The sequence below is a fragment of the Ruegeria sp. BI12 genome (assembly GCF_056537985.1).
Genome location: NZ_JBQFSL010000001.1, coordinates 1,337,550 through 1,356,995, shown reverse-complemented (window position 1 = coordinate 1,356,995; position 19,446 = coordinate 1,337,550). Strand labels below are relative to the sequence as shown.

16 protein-coding genes are annotated in these 19,446 nt (G+C 56.4%); 8 read left to right on the top strand and 8 right to left on the bottom strand.

Going from position 1 to position 19,446, the window contains the following annotated elements; all coding sequences use genetic code 11:
* The first annotated feature begins 5 nt into the window (after positions 1–5).
* The 3 genes from ACR0AK_RS06955 to ACR0AK_RS06945 are packed head-to-tail and all read left to right on the top strand — an operon-like array spanning position 6 to position 2,058.
* Entirely contained in the window at positions 6–659 is a 654-nt protein-coding gene (locus ACR0AK_RS06955; RefSeq protein WP_170557257.1) for an alpha/beta hydrolase, read from the top strand.
* Positions 659–904 (top strand): hypothetical protein, encoded by a 246-nt coding sequence (locus ACR0AK_RS06950; protein ID WP_170557255.1) that lies wholly within the window; start codon positions 659–661, stop codon positions 902–904. The genes ACR0AK_RS06955 and ACR0AK_RS06950 overlap by 1 nt, the downstream gene beginning before the upstream one ends.
* A complete protein-coding gene (locus ACR0AK_RS06945; protein WP_480792820.1) occupies positions 901–2,058 on the top strand; it encodes an HD domain-containing protein in 1,158 nt (385 codons plus the stop codon). The genes ACR0AK_RS06950 and ACR0AK_RS06945 overlap by 4 nt, the downstream gene beginning before the upstream one ends.
* A gap of 53 nt (positions 2,059–2,111) precedes the next feature.
* On the opposite strand, the gene ACR0AK_RS06940 is transcribed toward ACR0AK_RS06945, so the two are convergent.
* Positions 2,112–2,243 carry a hypothetical protein gene (locus ACR0AK_RS06940; protein WP_302477265.1) on the bottom strand — a complete coding sequence of 44 codons (132 nt, stop codon included), beginning with the start codon at positions 2,241–2,243 and terminating at the stop codon, positions 2,112–2,114.
* 204 nt (positions 2,244–2,447) lie between these two features.
* Between ACR0AK_RS06940 and ACR0AK_RS06935 the strand changes: the two genes are divergently transcribed.
* The 3 genes from ACR0AK_RS06935 to ACR0AK_RS06925 all read left to right on the top strand — a co-directional run bounded on the left by ACR0AK_RS06935 (position 2,448) and on the right by ACR0AK_RS06925 (position 5,917).
* Positions 2,448–2,783 (top strand): multidrug efflux SMR transporter, encoded by a 336-nt coding sequence (locus ACR0AK_RS06935; RefSeq protein WP_368040238.1) that lies wholly within the window; start codon positions 2,448–2,450, stop codon positions 2,781–2,783.
* 76 nt (positions 2,784–2,859) lie between these two features.
* Positions 2,860–4,677 carry a translational GTPase TypA gene (gene typA, locus ACR0AK_RS06930; RefSeq protein ID WP_480792819.1) on the top strand — a complete coding sequence of 606 codons (1,818 nt, stop codon included), beginning with the start codon at positions 2,860–2,862 and terminating at the stop codon, positions 4,675–4,677.
* Positions 4,678–5,008: 331 nt separating this feature from the next.
* Positions 5,009–5,917, top strand: a complete 909-nt coding sequence (locus ACR0AK_RS06925; RefSeq protein ID WP_480792818.1) for a hypothetical protein — start codon at positions 5,009–5,011, stop codon at positions 5,915–5,917.
* A 146-nt stretch (positions 5,918–6,063) separates the two neighbouring features.
* Here the strand turns inward: ACR0AK_RS06925 and ACR0AK_RS06920 are convergent, their stop codons facing one another.
* From ACR0AK_RS06920 to recA, 4 genes are all read right to left on the bottom strand, one after another.
* On the bottom strand, positions 6,064–6,687 hold the full coding sequence (locus tag ACR0AK_RS06920; RefSeq protein ID WP_480792817.1) for a transglutaminase-like cysteine peptidase: 624 nt from the start codon (positions 6,685–6,687) through the stop codon (positions 6,064–6,066).
* A 366-nt stretch (positions 6,688–7,053) separates the two neighbouring features.
* Positions 7,054–7,341 (bottom strand): DUF1330 domain-containing protein, encoded by a 288-nt coding sequence (locus tag ACR0AK_RS06915; RefSeq protein ID WP_170557245.1) that lies wholly within the window; start codon positions 7,339–7,341, stop codon positions 7,054–7,056.
* A 1-nt stretch (position 7,342) separates the two neighbouring features.
* On the bottom strand, positions 7,343–10,015 hold the full coding sequence (gene alaS, locus ACR0AK_RS06910; RefSeq protein WP_480793643.1) for an alanine--tRNA ligase: 2,673 nt from the start codon (positions 10,013–10,015) through the stop codon (positions 7,343–7,345).
* Positions 10,016–10,233: 218 nt separating this feature from the next.
* Positions 10,234–11,301 carry a recombinase RecA gene (gene recA / locus ACR0AK_RS06905; protein ID WP_170557243.1) on the bottom strand — a complete coding sequence of 356 codons (1,068 nt, stop codon included), beginning with the start codon at positions 11,299–11,301 and terminating at the stop codon, positions 10,234–10,236.
* A gap of 192 nt (positions 11,302–11,493) precedes the next feature.
* Between recA and ACR0AK_RS06900 the strand changes: the two genes are divergently transcribed.
* Positions 11,494–12,087: a gamma-glutamyl kinase gene (locus ACR0AK_RS06900; protein ID WP_480792816.1), complete on the top strand. Its 594-nt coding sequence runs from the start codon at positions 11,494–11,496 to the stop codon at positions 12,085–12,087.
* Here the strand turns inward: ACR0AK_RS06900 and ACR0AK_RS06895 are convergent, their stop codons facing one another.
* The 3 genes from ACR0AK_RS06895 to guaB form a co-directional block, all read right to left on the bottom strand.
* On the bottom strand, positions 12,088–14,385 hold the full coding sequence (locus ACR0AK_RS06895; protein WP_480792815.1) for an ATP-binding protein: 2,298 nt from the start codon (positions 14,383–14,385) through the stop codon (positions 12,088–12,090). It abuts the gene before it with no gap.
* A gap of 104 nt (positions 14,386–14,489) precedes the next feature.
* Positions 14,490–15,647 carry an RsmB/NOP family class I SAM-dependent RNA methyltransferase gene (locus ACR0AK_RS06890; protein WP_480792814.1) on the bottom strand — a complete coding sequence of 386 codons (1,158 nt, stop codon included), beginning with the start codon at positions 15,645–15,647 and terminating at the stop codon, positions 14,490–14,492.
* An 81-nt stretch (positions 15,648–15,728) separates the two neighbouring features.
* Positions 15,729–17,177, bottom strand: coding sequence for an IMP dehydrogenase (gene guaB / locus ACR0AK_RS06885; protein ID WP_170557234.1), 1,449 nt, complete (start codon positions 17,175–17,177; stop codon positions 15,729–15,731).
* Between the two features lie 217 nt (positions 17,178–17,394).
* On the opposite strand from guaB, the gene ACR0AK_RS06880 reads away from it, so the two are divergent.
* On the top strand, positions 17,395–19,437 hold the full coding sequence (locus ACR0AK_RS06880) for an ASKHA domain-containing protein (RefSeq protein ID WP_480792813.1): 2,043 nt from the start codon (positions 17,395–17,397) through the stop codon (positions 19,435–19,437).
* Positions 19,438–19,446 lie beyond the last annotated feature (9 nt).

Sequence of the window (19,446 nt, the reverse complement as noted above, 5' to 3'; positions counted from 1 at the left end):
CACACATGCCCGAGGTGATTTTTCCCGGACCCGAAGGCCGCCTGGAAGGCCGCTACCACCCGCAAAAGGAAAAAGACGCACCGATCGCCATCGTGCTGCACCCGCATCCTCAGTTTGGCGGGACCATGAACAACAAGGTGGTCTATAACCTGCACTACGCGTTTTACAACATGGGCTTCACTGTGTTGCGCTTTAATTTCCGCGGCGTTGGCCGCAGCCAGGGCGAATACGATCAAGGCGTAGGTGAGCTGAGCGATGCCGCGTCGGCGCTAGACTACCTGCAGTCGATGAACAACAACTCCAAGCACTGCTGGGTTGCCGGCTTTTCCTTTGGTGCATGGATCGGAATGCAGCTTTTGATGCGACGCCCGGAAATCACGGGCTTTATTAGCGTGTCACCCCCCGCCAATATGTACGATTTCTCGTTCCTGGCACCCTGCCCTTCATCCGGTCTGATCATCAATGGCTCGGCCGACCGTGTTGCGCCGCCGGCTGACACCACGTCGCTGGTCAACAAACTGCACGAACAGAAGGGTATCACCATCACTCATAATGAGGTTGATGGCGCCGATCACTTCTTTCAGGACCGTCACATGGATACGTTGATCACTGATGTCAGCGACTATGTGAAGCGCCGCCTGACTGAGAACACGCGCTAATGTCCGACACCATCAGTAACCTCGCGGCTAAGTTGGCCGAGGACACGATGAAAGTGATGGACGAAACCGGCAACGATCGCTTCTTTGTCGAAGTGGGTGAGCTTTTAGGCGCGTCCTCACAGACTCTGGAAGAAGCGTTCCTGACTGAGATTCGCGTGCGAATGGCAGAGCGCAAGGCCCGCAAGTTTGTCATCGACAGGCTGACCAAACACCGATCCCAAGTAAAAGCGATTGAAAAGAAATGACTGAAAGACTGTCCGCGCAACTTGAATTCCTGAAATGCGCGGACAGGCTGAAATCAGTCGATCGTGCCAATGCGCTATTGGATCAGTCGCGTCCCGAAAACGCGGCCGAACACAGTTGGCACCTAGCACTATGGGCGCTGACGATGGCGCCGCTGGCGGGCGACGATGTGGACATCAACCGTGTCATACGCATGCTGCTGTTGCACGATCTGGTTGAAATCATCGTGGGCGATCACCCCATTCATTTGGACACCGATTGGAGCGCAGTTGAGCAGGCCGAGCGCGCCGCTGCGGATAAATTGTTCGGGCTTTTGCCAGACGACCAGACAATCGTTTTTCGTGGCCTCTGGGAAGAATTCGAGGCCGACACGACACCAGACGCCAAATTCGCCAAATACCTCGACCGGTGCCAACCGCTGTTTCAAGTTATGTGCGCACCAACTCCCAACCCTGACCATGCCGAGGTTGTCCGAGAGAACCTCAGCACTGGTCGCGCTGCATATCTGGCGCAGGAATTCCCCGAAGCGCACAGCTTAGCCAGCGCACTGCTGAACAAGGAACCAGCGTCCGAATCTGCGTTTTCCGAGCGGCTGGCTTTTTTAGCTGAAGCAGACCGCCTTAAATCCGTGTACCGCGCGTCACGCCTGTTGTCCGGAGAGCGGTTTGAAAACTCGGCCGAGCATTCCTGGCACATCATGCTGTTTGCCTGGGTATTGGCAGAATACGCGCAGCCCGGCGTGTCTCTGGAACGTGTCCTGAAGATGTTGCTGCTGCACGACATTGTTGAGATCGATGCCGGAGATCACCCCATCCACGGTCAGGTGGACCACGCCGCGCAAGAGGCTGAAGAACAGGCCGCTGCTGACAGGCTTTTTGGTCTGCTGCCCACCGCACCCCAGCAAGCCTTTCGGGCACTATGGGAAGAGTTCGAGGCCGCCGAGTCTACAGATGCACGATTTGCCAAAGCAATCGATCGGTTTCAGACCCCGATTGGAAACCTTGAAACCGGCGGAGGATCCTGGGTGGATTACAACGTAACTCTTGCCCAGATCGAACAGCGCGTGGGAACGTTGGTCAATCGCGGCGCACCAGAATTGTGGTCGTGGTTGCAGCCCCAACTCAGCTCATATTTTTCAGAAAATTCTGCCAGTTAAGCCAATAGAAAAAGGGGCGCAAAGCCCCCTTTTCCAATCGTTCCGGCAGGCACTTAAACCTGATTACTGTCAAACCGTTCAACACCACTGGCTGCGTTTATGTCGACGGACCCCCCGCCCGCTAGCCACCCAAGCGCCACTATAAATGCCGAAGCAACGATCACGGATATCGCAAATTTCGTCATTCAAAACTCATAAAAGAAAACTAAAAACACCAAATTCTTATCAAAATTTTTCTCTTTGAAATAGTATGGTTATCCTGACCCGTCAGACACGCATCCCCGATAACCAAACACCTGACTTTTCCAGATGCGCGCCCAAGATTTCTCTTGCCGGGAAACGGGAATTTATGCTCAACCACCCACATTGCAACTGTATCGAGACCACCTGTGCCCAAAGCTTATTTTATTCTTTTGTTGGCAGTTCTCGCTGAAACTATTGGCACCTCTGCGCTTCAGGCCAGCCAGCAGTTCAGCCGGTTTTGGCCTTCTGTTCTGGTAGTTGTGGGATATGGAGTGGCATTCTATCTTCTGGGCCTCACCCTGAAATACATGCCTGTCGGCATAGTTTACGCCATTTGGTCCGGGCTTGGGATCGTTCTGATCGCCATCATCGGGTACATCGTATTCGGGCAGCGTCTGGATTGGCCCGCAGTGATCGGTCTGGCTATGATTTTGACCGGAATTCTTGTCATTCACCTGTTTTCCAGCACAGCAGGCCACTGACGACCGGTTAGGGCTGGCCTATTCAGTCAAACCGCGTTATTCGCGCGGCAACTTCCCGTTCAAAGGCTGACCTCTCATGGACCTGCGCAACATCGCAATCATCGCTCACGTGGACCACGGCAAAACGACCCTGGTGGATGAGCTGCTCAAACAATCCGGTGCATTCCGGGAAAATCAGGCCGTGGCGGAACGCGCCATGGACAGCAACGATCTGGAGCGTGAGCGCGGCATCACCATTCTTGCCAAGGCGACGTCGGTCGAGTGGAAAGGCACGCGGATCAATATCGTCGACACCCCCGGTCACGCCGATTTCGGCGGCGAGGTTGAGCGTATCCTGAGCATGGTTGACGGGGTTGTCCTGCTAGTCGATGCCGCTGAAGGTCCGATGCCGCAGACCAAATTTGTGACGTCCAAAGCTTTGGCTCTGGGCCTGCGTCCAATCGTGGTCCTGAACAAGGTCGACAAACCCGATGCTGAGCCTGATCGCGCGCTGGATGAATGTTTCGACCTGTTCGCCAACCTGGGCGCCGACGACGATCAGTTGGATTTCCCAGCAATGTACGCTTCGGGCCGGTCCGGTTGGGCCGATATGGAGTTGGACGGGCCGCGCAAAGATCTGACCGCCCTCTTCGACCTCGTTGTCGATCACGTCCCTGCCCCAAAGCAGGCCGACAAGAAGGACGAACCTTTCCGCATGCTGGCCACTACGCTGGGCAGCGATCCGTTCATCGGTCGTATCCTGACCGGTCGCGTGGAAAGCGGAACACTGAAGGCAGGCGACAGCCTGAAAGCGCTGAGTCGTGACGGGTCACTGATTGAAAACTTCCGCGCCTCGAAAATCCTGGCGTTCCGCGGATTGGCCCAACAGCCAATCGATGTCGCCGAAGCCGGTGACATTGTCACCATCGCCGGCATGAGCAAGGCGACTGTGGCCGACTCGTTGGTCTCGCCGCAGGTTGACGAGGCCCTGCCCGCTCAGCCTATCGACCCGCCGACTATCACCGTGACCTTCGGCATCAACGACTCGCCGCTGGCCGGCCGGGACGGCAAAAAGGTTCAGTCGCGGGTCATCCGCGACCGCCTGATGAAAGAGGCCGAATCGAACGTCGCCATCCGCATCACCGACACACCCGGTGGCGAGGCTTTTGAGGTCGCTGGCCGTGGCGAATTGCAGATGGGCGTTCTGATCGAGAACATGCGTCGCGAAGGGTTCGAGCTCAGCATCTCGCGTCCCCAGGTTCTGTTCCGCGAAGAAGATGGTCAGCGCATGGAGCCCATCGAAGAGGTCACCATTGACGTTGACGATGAATACTCGGGTTCTGTTATTGAAAAAATCACCGGCGCGCGCAAAGGCGAACTGGCCGAAATGCGACCGGCGGGTGCCGGAAAAACCCGCATTATCGCCCACGTGCCCTCGCGTGGCCTGATTGGATACCACGGCGAATTCCTGACCGACACACGCGGAACTGGTGTTCTGAACCGCGTGTTCCATGGCTGGGCCGCACACAAAGGCCCGATCCCGGGTCGTCGTGCGGGGGTTTTGATCTCGATGGAAAACGGTCAAGCCGTGGCCTATGCGCTGTGGAACCTGGAAGAACGCGGACGGATGTTCGTCGCCCCGCAGACTGACGTGTATCAGGGCATGGTTATCGGCGAACACTCACGCGACAACGACCTTGAGGTTAATCCGCTTAAAGGCAAAAAGCTGACAAACGTACGCGCCAGCGGATCCGACGATGCCGTACGATTGACGCCCCATATCCAGTTCTCTCTGGAAGAAGCGATTGCCTATATCGATGACGACGAATTGGTTGAGGTCACTCCGAACGCCATTCGTCTTCGCAAACGTTTCCTTGATCCGCATGAACGGAAACGGATGGCAAAATCGGCCTGATCCGACCCGGGGAACTGTTTCTTATCGCGCTACAATACCATAAATGTGACATTTTTGCTTCCCAAAGGGAAAAATTCAACAAAACAAAGCCCGTCCTCGCGACGGGCTTTTTTGTTGTTTTTCATATAGTTTCACCAATAGGTTGCATGTTTCTCGGCAATTTTTGCTGACAACCCAATGAAAAATGAGGCAAGATTCGACTGTATTTTTGTCAAATTTGTGGCACAATTACTTAATTCAAAGGTGTTGGTAATGAGTTTAAAGGAGTAGCGCTATGCGCGTAAGGTCCCGTTTATATTCGTTTGTATTTTTATCCGCGGCATTCCCATTGATGGCAGTAAGCACAGCTCATGCGGCTGAGGTTTGCAATGTCAAAACAGCCCGGCAATCTGTATCCACCGAAACGCTTTGTAGTTGCAAGGTCGTCGACAAGCGGATGCTGCGTTACATTCAGCGCCGTGCCGACTTTGAGGATATCCTGGCCCGCACGTCTCAGACGTGCCCCCTGTTCGCGGCCATTTTGACCGACATCCCAACTGCCACGGTTCGAACCGATCGCAACAGCCGCGATGACGATGACAACAACTCGGTTAGCCGTAGCGGCGCATCTGCAGGTAGCACCGGTGGAAGTGGCGGCTCGGGCGGTTCAGGTTCGTCGACAAATGGTGGCGAAGGCGACAATGGCGGCGACGGCCGCAGTGGCGGCGGCGGTAATGACGGTGGCGGCGGCGGTGGTTCCGACGATGGCGGCGGCGGCAACAACGGCGGTGGCAGCAACGGCGGCGGCAGCAATGGCAGCGGCGGCAGCAATGGCGGCGCGGACTCCGGTAGCGGTAGCGGCGGCGGTGGCAGCAACGGTGGCGGTAATTCCGGCAGCGGTGACGGCAACGGCGGCAGCAACGATGGCGGCAATTCCGGCAGCGGTGACGGCAACGGCGGCAGCAACGGCGGCGGAAACTCCAGCAGTGGTGACGGAAACGGCGGCAGCAATGGCGGCGGAAACTCCGACAGCGGTGACGGAAACGGCGGCAGCAATGGCGGCGGAAACTCCAACGATGGCGACGGCAACGGCGGCAGCAATGGCGACGGCAATGATGGCGGCGGCAGCGACGGAAGTGGCGGTGGTGACGGCGGCGGCGGTGCCGATGGCAGCGGCGGCGGAGACGGCGGCGGTGGCAGCGATGGCAGCGGCGGAGGTGCCGGCGGCGGCGGTGCCGATGGCAGCGGCGGAACCCTCTGACGCAAAAATCGTACAGTACAGCAGCCTGACGTTGCAGGCTTTGAGATCAATCACGTCGAAAACGTCTCGACGTCGATCAAAAACAAAGGGGCGACAAAAGTGTCGCCCCTTTCGCTATGCGTGAACTGATAGATCAGTTCGAAATTCTAGCTTCTTCCGTATACACCAACCCAATTGCTGGGCTTCGCCGGATCTTGCATCCGAAGAAACAAATACCGCGTGGCCGACCATGGCTTGATCCGATTAGTCAGATTGTCCAGCACCAGATCCCCTTTGGCCGAGCGGTAGACAAGAACTGCATGTGCGTTCCGGCGCGTATCCAACACCGTCGCGATCAGCAATTTGTTTGGATCAACACCCGCCCGGATCAGATCCCTTTTCTTCAAAAGGGCAAAATCCTCGCAATCTCCGCCTCGCGTTGTCGGCAAAGCCCATCGTTCGGTAGTGCGGTACTGCACCTGATCCGTAACCGCCCGCGTCGTCGCGTTGACCTGACGATTGATCCGCTCAATGATCTGCATTTCCTGCTGCGAGGACATGCGTACTGATGCCTTGCTGGCGCACGCCCAAGAATACTGACGGCACAATTGTTGAGCCCCACTTGGCGGGGGGGACGCCGCGAGGGTTCGGATGAAGCTGCCTTCGCTTGCGTCCACTTGCGACCCGGCGACCGTGACTCCGCAAACCAATGCGGCAATCCCCACTGCCCGACCTGAATGTGTTTTTAACCGCCCGAGAGCGGCTTTGAGTCCGATATCTACCGATTTCATGCCTGTACCTCGATCCCTGTTCTCAAGACGATTGCCTACAAGCGGGACCGTATGCGATTAGAACCAACTAACGGTAAACGGTAGCGCTTGTACAATCTGGGGCGAACGTGAACGGGAAAAAAGGCGGAAATTCGTCACTCAATATGACCATTTCGCGCTGGAAATGAGAGTAAAGCGCCACAATCTAGGCGGGAATAAATCAAACAACTCGCGTCGGATCATATTAAGGCGCTGGAATCACGAAGATTCCACAGGCGTCCAAAATTGCCACAATACAGTTCACTTCACTTGTGAACTGTTCGGCTGATTTCCGCCCATGGGCCATTTCTAACGACAGGAAATCTGCCGATCAGAGACGCGTTATTTTTAGTCTGTGATTTCCACAACCACCAATTCACGCTCACTCGCACCGCGCGCGTGATCAAGGGCCTGCTGGTATTCGGGCGAATTATAGCACTCGACCGCGGCCTCGACGGATGGGAATTTCGCGACCACGTTGCGCGGACGCTCTTTCCCTTCCAATTGAACATAGCGGGCGGCTCTGGCGATAAATGCACCGCCATGCTTGGCAATCGCGGGACCTGCGAGTTCCGCGTATTTCGCATACGCATCTGCGTCCGTCACGGTGACGTGTGCAATCCAAAGTGCAGCCATCTTATCCTCCCAAAACCTGTTCTGCGGCCTTGATCGCCGCATCTGCATTCGAGGCGTCCTTGCCGCCGCCTTGCGCCATGTCAGGACGACCACCGCCGCCCTTGCCGCCTAGCTCGGCAACAGCAGCACGGACAAGATCAACGGCCGAGACCTTATCGGTCAGATCAGAGGTCACACCGGCGGCCACGGCTGCCTTACCACCGGCATCCGCGATCAGCAGAACGGCTCCGGACCCCAACCGATTTTTGTGCTCATCAATCAGTGCTGGCAAATCCTTGCCGGACACACCGTTCAACGCCTGTGCAAGAAAGGACACGCCATTCACGTTGCGCGCTTCGCCGCCGCCGCCCTGCCCAGCCCCGCCAGACATCGCCAGATCACGTCGCAGTTGCGCAACTTCGTTCTGTAGCGACTTGCGTTCGTCGAGCAGCGCTTTGACGCGACCGACAACGTCATCTGGCTGAGCCTTAAGCTCCGAGGCAATCTGACCCAGACGCTGATCCTGTTGTGACAGATGCCGCAGCGCTTCATCACCAGTCAGCGCTTCAATCCGGCGCACGCCCGCACTGCTTGCACTGTCGCCAAGTACCACAAAGGTCCCGATATCACCGGTCTGGCGCACATGCGTGCCGCCACACAACTCAATCGACCAGGTCTCTCCGTCCTGGCCCTTACCGGTTGCAGCCTTGCCCATAGAAACAACGCGTACTTCGTCGCCGTATTTCTCACCAAACAACGCCTGGGCGCCCAGTTTCCGCGCATCGTCCGGTGTCATGATACGCGTTTCGACAGTCGAGTTCTGACGGATGAACTCATTCACATCACGCTCAACCTTCCGAATCTCGTCACCGCTCAGTGCCTTGGAATGGCTGAAGTCAAACCGCAAACGATCTGAAGCGTTCAGAGAGCCTCGCTGTGCCACGTGATCACCCAGCGTCTCGCGCAGCGCTTCATGCAATAGGTGCGTGGCCGAGTGGTTGGCGCGAATGGCCGTGCGGCGCGCGTGGTCGACCTCAAGCTCGACGGCATCACCTTTGGACAGAGCGCCCTGTTCGACGGACACCTTATGAGCATAAACTTTGCCATCAGCGAATTTTCGGGTGTCCTCGACCCTTGCCAAGTCACCGCTGTGTTCCAAGCGCCGGATTTCACCGGTATCACCAACCTGACCACCAGCCTCGCCGTAGAACGGCGTCTGGTTCACTATCACCCAGCCCGAACCGCCCTCTTCAATTATGTCGACCAATGCGCCATCGACCACCAAAGCGGCAATCTGGCCCTCGGCCTTTTCCGTGTCATAGCCAAGGAAATCAGTAGCCCCGGCAATATCAAGCACGTCGAACCACACCGCCTGATCCGCAGCCTCGCCCGAACCGGCCCAAGCAGCCCGCGCCTTTGCTTTTTGCTCGGCCATGGCCGCGTCGAAACCGTCCGTATCCACGGTCCGGCCCTTTTCGCGAAGGGCATCCTGCGTAAGATCCAGAGGGAAACCATAGGTGTCATATAGTTTGAAAGCTGCTTCACCCGGCAAAGCTGCACCTTCGGACAAGCCCGAAACTTCGTCGTCCAGCAGTTTCAGACCACGGTCGAGGGTTTGCTTGAAGCGTGTTTCTTCCAGCAGCAGGGTTTCTTCGATCAACGGCTGCGCCTGTCCCAATTCGGTATATTGCGCGCCCATCAGTTGCACCAAGCTGGGCACCAGTTGGTACATGATCGGGTCTTTCGCACCCAGCAGATGCGCATGACGCATGGCCCGACGCATGATCCGGCGCAACACGTAGCCGCGGCCATCATTTGACGGCATAACCCCGTCGGCAATCAGGAATGAGGTTGAACGCAGGTGGTCCGCGATCACCCGATGATGCACGTTCTGATCACCATAAGGATCGACGCCGGTCGCTTCTGCCGAAGCCTCGATCAGAGTTTTGAACAGATCGGTGTCATAGTTGTCGTGGCTGCCCTGCAGCAATGCGCCGATCCGTTCCAGCCCCATGCCGGTGTCGATCGACTGCATATCGAGTTCGACCATCGAGCCATCTTCGAACTGCTCGTTCTGCATGAAAACGATGTTCCAGATTTCGATGAACCGATCGCCGTCTTCCTCCGGTGATCCCGGAGGACCACCCCAGATGTGATCGCCATGGTCATAGAAAATCTCGGTACACGGACCGCAGGGACCGGTTGGGCCCATCTGCCAGAAATTGTCGCTGGTCGCGATACGGATGATCCGGTCTTCGGGCACGCCGACCTTTTTCCAGATCTCAAATGCCTCGTCATCCGTGTGATATACGGTAGTCAGCAGACGGTTCTTGTCGATCCCGAATTCTTTGGTGATCAGTTCCCACGCAAAAGGGATTGCTTCGTGTTTAAAGTAATTGCCGAACGAAAAGTTACCCAGCATCTCGAAGAATGTGTGGTGACGCGCGGTATAGCCAACGTTGTCGAGATCATTGTGCTTGCCGCCTGCCCGCACGCATTTTTGTGCAGTCGTGGCGCGCTGGTAATCACGGGTCTCAACGCCGGTAAACAGGTTCTTGAATTGCACCATGCCTGAGTTCACGAACATCAATGTCGGGTCATTGCGTGGCACCAGGGGGCTGGATGCGACAACTTCATGCCCTTGTTTGGCAAAATAATTTAGGAAGGTTGAGCGGATATCGTTCAGCGTGGGCATAAGGCTCTCTCGGCGCGCAATCTCAGTGTTCTGAAATGGTTTATCCCCGTCCCCAAGGATAGTCCACAAGGATAAGTCAGCCATGTTTTTCGAAGTACAGGAAAGTCCTTTAACAAGAGCGACGTTTTCAGAATGACATAAGGCGGCCACGAAGGCCGCCTTATCTTCAGTATCTCAATCCTTGCCTTGCCGGGGGGATGCAGCCCCGACCGCATCCGTCATGCTTCGAGGATATCGTCTTCCTCGGCAGAGCCGGGTGGCATGTCGAACTCAAGCCCATGCGCGGCCCGAATTTTGTCTTCGATATCCAGCGCAATACGGCTGTTGTCACGCAGGTATTGCTTGGCGTTCTCACGCCCCTGCCCGATCCGTTCGTCTCCATAGCTGAACCACGAACCTGATTTCTCAACCACGCCAGCCTTGACGCCTAGATCCAGCAACTCACCCATCTTGCTGATGCCTTCGCCATACATGATGTCGAATTCAACCTGCTTGAACGGCGGTGCTACCTTGTTCTTAACAACTTTCACACGCGTCTGGTTGCCGACGACTTCATCGCGATCTTTGATCGCGCCGATCCGCCGGATATCCAGACGAACCGAGCTGTAGAATTTCAACGCGTTACCACCGGTCGTTGTTTCGGGGCTGCCAAACATCACGCCGATCTTCATCCGGATTTGGTTGATAAAGATCACCATGCAGTTTGAGCGGTTAATGGAACCGGTCAGCTTTCGCATTGCCTGGCTCATCAATCGGGCCTGAACGCCGACGCTGCTGTCACCCATATCGCCTTCCAACTCGGACTTGGGCGTCAATGCCGCAACCGAATCGACCACAACCATGTTGACCGCGCCCGAACGAACAAGCGTGTCGGTGATCTCAAGCGCCTGTTCACCTGTGTCAGGCTGCGAGATCAGAAGCTCATCCAGATCAACACCCAGTTTGCGGGCATATTGAGGGTCCAGCGCGTGTTCTGCATCCACGAATGCACACACCCCGCCGCGTTTTTGCTGTTCAGCTATGCAATGCAGTGTCAGCGTGGTTTTGCCCGAACTTTCGGGACCGTAAATCTCGACGATCCGGCCCATTGGCAGACCACCGATTCCCAGCGCGATATCCAAACCCAGTGATCCGGTCGAGCTTGCGTCGATGTCTTGCTTGGAATCCTCACCAAGCTTCATGATCGAGCCCTTGCCGAACTGCCGTTCGATTTGCGCCAGCGCGCTATCAAGCGCCTTTTGCTTGTCTGCGTTTTTCTTGTCGCTCATTGTCAGAAGATCCGCCATTGTCCTGTCGCCTTCTCTTTTGTCACACCCATGATCGGGCGGCAATCACTGCTTTGTTCGCCTCTTGTTCCTTATGGGACCAAAAAGAGAACATTTCAACTAAAACTTACAATACTTACTGTTCGGCAATTGTATTAAAGAGTCGTTTACGACAATCTGCGTCTGTCAAATAACTCGGCGAAGGGCGAATAAATGCTTGTTTTCTATAAAGAACGCCTTGCGTTTTTGGCTGTTCCAAAAACAGGCAGCACAGCCTATCACACCGCCCTGAGCGCGCGGGCCGACCTTGTCGTCACCGGCCCACCCGAGCTAAAACACGCACCTGTTCGCCGCTTTGACAGGTTTTTTCAGAACATTTTTCGAAAAATGTATGACGCTGAGATGGAGATCATGGCCGTCGTGCGCGAACCGATCGACTGGCTGGGCAGTTGGTACAAGTATCGCGGCCGCGACGACCGCATCGGACATCCGCATTCAACGCAAAACCTGAGCTTTGATGACTTCGTACAAGCATACATGCAGAATCCTCGTCCGGATTTTGCGGATGTCGGCAGTCAAAGCCAGTTTTTTCGAACACGTAACAACGGGTTTGGTGCAACGCATGTCTTCAAGTACGAAAACCAGGACAAAATCCTGAGTTTTCTACAAGACCGGCTGTGCATGGATATCGCCCTGCAGCGCGAAAACGTCTCACCTGTACGGGACCTGTTGCTGTCGTCGGATACAGAAAAGAAGTTCCGCAAACACCATGCTGCCGAATTCGCCTGCCACGACGCGGCACTGTAATCAGTTGAGCAGATGAAAAACCGTCTCGGTCAATTGCGTGAGAGAAAACGGTTTGGGCAAAAATGTGGAATTCGCAATCTCGGGACCTGAATCTCCGAATGCGCCTTCGGTATAGCCTGACATAAATACTACCCTCACATCAGGGCGGGTCTCCATCGCCTTGCGCACCCAAGATGGCCCGTCCAAACCCGGCATAACCACGTCTGTCACGAAGGCATCCACATGCACCGATCCGTCCTCAAGAAGGTGAAGCGCTTCTTCAGCCGATCCGGCTTCGAGTACGGTGTAGCCCTTCAATCGCAGTGCACGTGTGGCGAACGCTCTGACCGGAGCCTCATCTTCGACCAGCAGAACCACGCCTTCCCCTTGCCGGGACGTGGGAAGCTCCGGCAGGCTTGCGTTGTCCCGGTCATTCTTTTGCTGAGCTTTTGAGACCGGCAAAAGCACGGTAAATTCGGTTCCTTTGCTTGGAATGCTGTCAACAAAGATGAACCCGCCTGTCTGCTTGACGATTCCGTAGACCGTCGACAACCCAAGGCCGGTCCCCTCACCGGTGCGCTTGGTGGTATAGAACGGCTCAAAAACTTTTTGCAGCTTGTCGGCAGGAATGCCTGTGCCACTGTCGATCACTTTCACGGTGACGTATTCGCCGGGTTGAACTGTTGCACGATCCCGCCTGAACGGTTCGGTCAGGGACACAACCTCAGTCTCGATGCGCACCTCGCCGCCTTCGGGCATTGCGTCCCGTGCATTCACGACAAGATTCATAAACACCTGTTCAAGCTGCCTTTTGTCGGCTCTCACGGGTTTGAGCACTGGATCGTGGCTCAGCGTCAGCCGCACTTTCTCTCCCACCAGACGGTTCAAAAGATGGATCAGGTCGGAAATCGTGTCCCGCAGATCCAGAACCTCTGGCTGCAGCGTCTGTTTGCGCGAAAAGGCGAGAAGTTGACTGACCAACGCAGCGGCCCGGTTGGCGTTCTGGTTGATCTGAACGAGGTCACCGTAATTTGGATCATTCTGATCGTGCCGCAGCAACAACAGATCACAATGCCCCGATATCGCGGTCAGAAGATTGTTGAAATCATGCGCCACGCCACCGGCCAATTGCCCAACAGCCTGCATCTTCTGACCCTGCACAAACTGAGCTTCCATCGTCTTAAGCTCAGTCGCATCATTCAGGACGGCAATCAGACAAATCCCACCATCGCATGTCACCCGGTTTAGCGTGACCTGGACGAAGACTTCTTTGTCCTGACGAGTCAGGCGTAGGAATTCCGACCGGGGAACGGCATCTTCATCCGCCACAGTGCGCGTCAACCAATTACGGATAGGGTAACCAAGCCCGTGCATAATTTCGGCTACATTTGACTTGCCCGGCTCGATCTCTCCGATCAGCTTAATCGCCATCCGGTTCGCATCCAAAATTTGGCCTTCGGCTGACAGACACATCACAGGAACCGGCAATTCGGCGAAAGGCGCATCAGGACCGGTTTGACCCGCGGCATTCATTGGCAACAGAAGCAGATCTCGCACCGTGCCCGAGCGGAACAACTCGGCCACCGTAACTGGTATCTGCCCGTCCGAAGTTTGGATCATCGAGATTTCACCCAGTTTCGGAACGTCATTGGGAAAGATCTTTCCCATTACTTCTGGCTTTTGGCCTAGCATGGCCTCCGCCACTCCATTCACACGCAATACAGACCCGTTGCGCCCTTCTGTCAGCACTGGAACCGGGGCGTCATCCCATTGCCCCCGTTCATCCAGATGGAATCGCCAGCAGAACATCTCTTGACTTACGCTAAACACCGCGATTGGGATTGTAGAACCAACGGTCACGATATCTTCCCGCGCGCTTTCATGAATTTCCGCGATGGATTGCAAACGCAACAGGATCGCTGCGGGATTCGCGAACCTGGATTTCAGGCAATGGTGTAAGCGTGTGCCAGGAACTGCATGTATTTGGGTCTTTGCCCGCGTGTTTGCGCTCAGAACGTCACCATTTGCGTTGGCGATCACAGTGGGACACAGATCCTGTTCGGTGAAGACTGCCATCATCTCGGCCAGATTGCGCGTCGATCGGTCAGCGATGAATCCGCGCAAAACTACCAGGAGACCGGCAGACAATAGCGAGACACCTGCAACAACAAGCCCTGTGTTCCATGCCGCGGGCAAAACGTCCGTCAGAGGCGTTATACTCAACAATGCACCCAGAACAACAAGCGGTACAAGACGCGTGAAGGCTGGCGTTTTTTTTTGCGAGGCGGGTTCCGAAAAAATCTCTGCGGTATCAGACATTAACAACTCAGGCTAGAAGGCTTTGTCATACTCAGCCCGAAGATGGTTAACGCCCCCTTAAAGGAAGCGGTTATTTCTACCTGAAGTTGTTATTCAATGACGCGCTATCGCGTCAAGTGCGCGGAAAAGAACCCGTCCGCACCGTGTGTCACAAGCCAAGATTTTCGAAAACTCTCAATCCAGTCAGAGTTCGCTTTCAAATACGCATCGACGACATTGCCGTTTTCATCATCCAACATGGAACAGGTGGCATAGGCCAGAGTTCCTTTCGGTCCGACCAGTGGTGCGGCGGATTTTAGAATGTCGAATTGAAGAACATTCAATGCACGCAACCCCTCTTCTGACAGAGCCCATTTCCCGGCCGGAGCACGCCGCCAAGAGCCACTGCCAGAGCACGGCGCATCCGTCAAAACAATATCAAAGGGAGCCTGTTGGCCCACCTCTTCCGGTTGCAAGCAAGTGACCTGCACACCTGCCCGTTTTGCCCGCGCAGGAAGATCACGCATACGACCGGAATTCACATCATGCGCAAAGACCTCAACACCCGAATGGGCCGCTAATGCCAGAGCTTTGCCTCCACCGCCTGCGCAAAAGTCCAGAACGCGCAATCCCGGCTTCAGTTCCAACGCTGCAACGACCGCTTGACTGGCTGCATCCTGAAGCTCAACCAAGCCATCCGCATAAGCGCGGCTTTGGGCGATTTTTCTTGCACCTTCAGTGACCTCCAGTGCGGTTTCGCATGCCGGATGAACTTCGGCGCTGATCCCTTGAGCGTGCAAGGCGGCAATCGCACCTGTGCGATCAGTCTTGGCAAGGTTCGCGCGCAAATGAACAGGTGCACGGCTTTGCAATACCTGTGCTGCCGCCACCGCCTGATCGCCAAGCGAGTTTTGGAAACGTGGCCAGATCCATTCAGGGATGTCATACTTCTCTGCGTCAGATTTAAACGCGCGCAGCGCATCAGCCGAAGCTATCGGCTCTGGCGCGAAACGTTCGCCGGTGAATAAAGCCTCAGGCTCGCCACCGGTTGCCCGGATCGAACCGATCATCAAACCGCGTCCAGTAGAAGACCCGCCCAAAGCCGAGAAAGACCGTTTGCAACGCAGCGCTTCGAACACGTGATCCCGCACGGCGGCGCGATCTTTCGAACCTGCAAACCGGCTGCGCCGCGCCCACCCTGTCAAAGCCTTTTCGACCGGTGCGCCAGCAAGGATGTCATCAAGGATTTCAATCGAAGCCTGAACACGCGCTGCTGGGATCATGGGGATTTCCGATTTCGTTTCTACGCTCAAAAAAGCAAAACGGCGCCCGTGTCAGGGCGCCGTGCTGCAAACTCAGTTGCTTCACATCACCCGGTAGTTCGGGCTTTCGCGGGTGATCTGCACATCATGCACGTGGCTTTCTTTCAGGCCGGCGCCGGTGATTTTGACGAAGTTGCAGTTCTTGCGCATCTCTTCCACGGTCGCGCAGCCGGTATAGCCCATCGCCGCGCGCAGTCCGCCAACCAATTGGTGCACCACAGCGCTGGCCGAGCCTTTGTAGGGCACCTGACCTTCGATACCTTCCGGCACAAGTTTGTCGTTCGCCGCGTCCTTCTGGAAATAGCGGTCGGCCGAGCCGCGCGCCATCGCGCCCAGGCTGCCCATACCGCGATAGGATTTGAACGAGCGGCCCTGATACAGGATTACCTCGCCGGGGCTTTCATCGGTGCCCGCGATCATCGAACCGACCATCGCGCAGGATGCGCCTGCCGCAATGGCTTTGGCAAAATCGCCCGAGAACTTGATACCGCCATCTGCGATCACCGGTACTTCGCCGGCGGCAGAGGCGCAGTCCATGATCGCCGTCAGCTGAGGCACGCCCACACCTGCAACCATCCGCGTGGTACAGATCGAACCCGGACCGATGCCCACTTTGATCGCATCTGCACCCGCGTCGATAAGCGCTTTGGTAGCGTCACCGGTTGCCACATTTCCCGCAATGATCTGGACTTCATTCGACAGGGATTTCACCCGCTTCACCGCATCCAGAACCCCTTGCGAATGCCCATGGGCTGTATCCACAACAATGATGTCCACACCCGAATCCACCAGTTGCTCGGACCGTTCGAATCCTGCGTCACCAACCGATGTCGCCGCAGCAACGCGCAAACGGCCCAGCCGGTCTTTACAAGCGGTTGGGTTTAGAACGGCTTGTTCAGTGTCCTTCAGGGTCAGCAGGCCTGTCAGCTTGTTCGCGCCATCGACAACCAGCAGCTTTTCGATCCGACGCGCCTTCATAAGGCTTTTGGCCTCTTCCAGATCCGCTGGCTCTTGCAGCATCGCCAGATTGTCCGAGGTCATCATCACGTGAACCGGTGTATCTTCCGAGGTCGCAAAACGCATATCCCGGTTTGTCAGAATGCCGACCACGCGGCCTTCCTCATCTACAACCGGAAAACCTGTAAAATTATAGCGCTGCACCAACGCCTTGGCGTCCGCCAGTGTTTGATCAACCCGCAAAGTCACAGGGTTGTATACGATACCCGACTCAAAGCGTTTTACGCGCCGTATCTCTCGCGCTTGTTCTTCAACAGTCAGGTTCTTGTGAACAACGCCGATACCACCAGCTTGCGCCATTGCGATGGCCATGCGCGCCTCGGTCACCGTGTCCATCGCCGAGCTGAGCAGCGGGATGTTCATCGAGATTTCGCGCGTCACGCGCGTGGTTGTATCCGCCGTCGCCGGCAGCACCGACGAGGACGCCGGAACCAAAAGAACATCGTCAAAGGTAAGTGCCTCACGAATCTGCATCTGTTAACCCCATGCAAAAGCCCGTTTGGCGGTGACCCTATTACATGGATTTAACCTAAGGAAAAGCCCCTGACCTAAACTAGTTTGTCGTTGCGGGCAGATGCCGCAGCAAAAAACGACGCTAGACGTACAAAACGTGCCGCTGATTGGCCTTTCCCTTTGCGCACAAACCCATATCTTGCGCGACATACGCGCGAATACAAAAGGCAGGCCAAACATGACCACCGACCCCCTTGTCGTCTTTACCCCGTCGGGCAAACGCGGGCATTTCCCCGTGGGTACTCCGGTTCTGACCGCTGCACGGCAGTTGGGTGTTGATCTGGATTCGGTCTGTGGCGGTCGCGGGATTTGCTCGAAGTGTCAGATCACGCCCAGCTATGGCGAATTTCCCAAGCACGGCGTGTCCGTCTCCGAGGACGCATTGAGTGGATGGAACGCGGTTGAGCAGCGCTATGACGACAAGCGCGGGCTGAAGCCGGGTCGTCGCCTGGGATGTCAGGCGACAGTCCAGGGCGATGTTGTGATCGACGTTCCCCCTGAAAGCCAGGTCCACCGTCAGGTTGTGCGCAAAGCCGCCGCAGCACGAGCAATCACAATGGATCCGGCGACAAGGCTGTATTTCGTTGTGGTTGAAGAACCCGACATGCATTCGCCCACTGGGGATCTGGAACGGCTTGAACGCGCCCTGCGCGAGCAGTGGAACATTGACTCGGTCACCGCTGACCTGTCGCTAATGTCCAAACTGCAACCCGTTCTGCGCAAAGGCAAATGGGAAGTCACGGTCGCCGTTCACAAAGGCCACAAGGACGAGGTCGCCCGCGTGGTCGAAATCTGGCCCGGTCTGCACGAACATGGGCTTTACGGTCTGGCCATCGACCTCGGCTCGACCACAATCGCGGCCCACCTGACCGATCTGGAAACAGGCGAGGTCAAGGCGTCTTCCGGCCTGATGAACCCGCAGATTCGCTTTGGCGAAGACCTCATGAGTCGCGTGTCCTACTCGATGATGAACCCCGGCGGCGATCAGGAGATGACCAAGGCCGTGCGTGAGGCGATCAACGACCTGACAACGTCAATTGCCGAAGAAGCAGGGATCGACGCTGAACTGATCGTGGAAACCGTTTTCGTCTGTAACCCGGTGATGCACCACTTGCTGCTGGGTCTGGATCCCGTCGAGTTGGGACAGGCACCTTTTGCCCTGGCGACATCAGAAAGCATGTCCCTGCCCGCACGCGAGATGGATTTGACCAAGATGAACCCCCGCGCACAGATCTACATCTTGCCGTGCATTGCGGGCCACGTCGGCGCCGACTGCGCCGCGGTCGCCTTGTCCGAGGAACCGGGCAAATCCGAAGACCTCGTGCTGATCGTCGACGTGGGCACAAACGCAGAAATCCTGCTGGGTAACACCAGTCGCGTTCTGGCCTGTTCTTCGCCCACAGGTCCGGCGTTCGAAGGCGCCCAGATCAGCTCCGGCCAACGCGCAGCACCCGGCGCCATTGAACGTATCGAAATTGACCCGGTCACCAAAGAACCCCGTTTCCGCGTGATCGGGTCGGAGAAATGGTCCGATGAGGACGGCTTCGATCAAGAGATCGCCACAAGCGGCATCACAGGCATCTGTGGCTCGGGCATCATCGAAGCGGTCGCAGAAATGCGTATCGCGGGACTATTGGACGAAAGCGGGTTGATTGGGTCTGCGGAACAGACCGGCACCACCCGTTGCGTTCCTGAAGGCCGCACCCACGCCTATCTGGTCCATGACGCCAGCGCCGAGGGCGGTCCGCGTATCACTGTCACTCAGGGCGATATCCGCGCTATCCAGCTGGCAAAATCGGCACTTTATGCGGGTGCACGCCTGTTGATGGATGAAATGAAAGTCGACACGGTGGATCGCGTTGTGTTGGCCGGGGCGTTTGGCGCGCATATCTCGACCAAGCACGCGATGGTTCTGGGCATGATCCCGGACGCGCCTTTGGACAAGGTTTCAAGCGCTGGCAACGCCGCCGGCACGGGCGCCCGAATTGCCTTGTGCAATATCGGTTCGCGGTCCGAGATCGAACGTGTCGTACGCGAAATCACCAAAGTTGAAACGGCCATCGAGCCCAAGTTTCAGGAGCATTTCGTCGCCGCAAACGCCATTCCGCATAAGACCGACCCGTTCCCGGAACTGGCACAGGTGGTCACACTGCCCTCGCCATCCTTCAATGCCGGTGGTGGAGAAGAAAGCTCTGGCCGCAGGCGGCGCAGGCGGTCATAGTCACGCCAA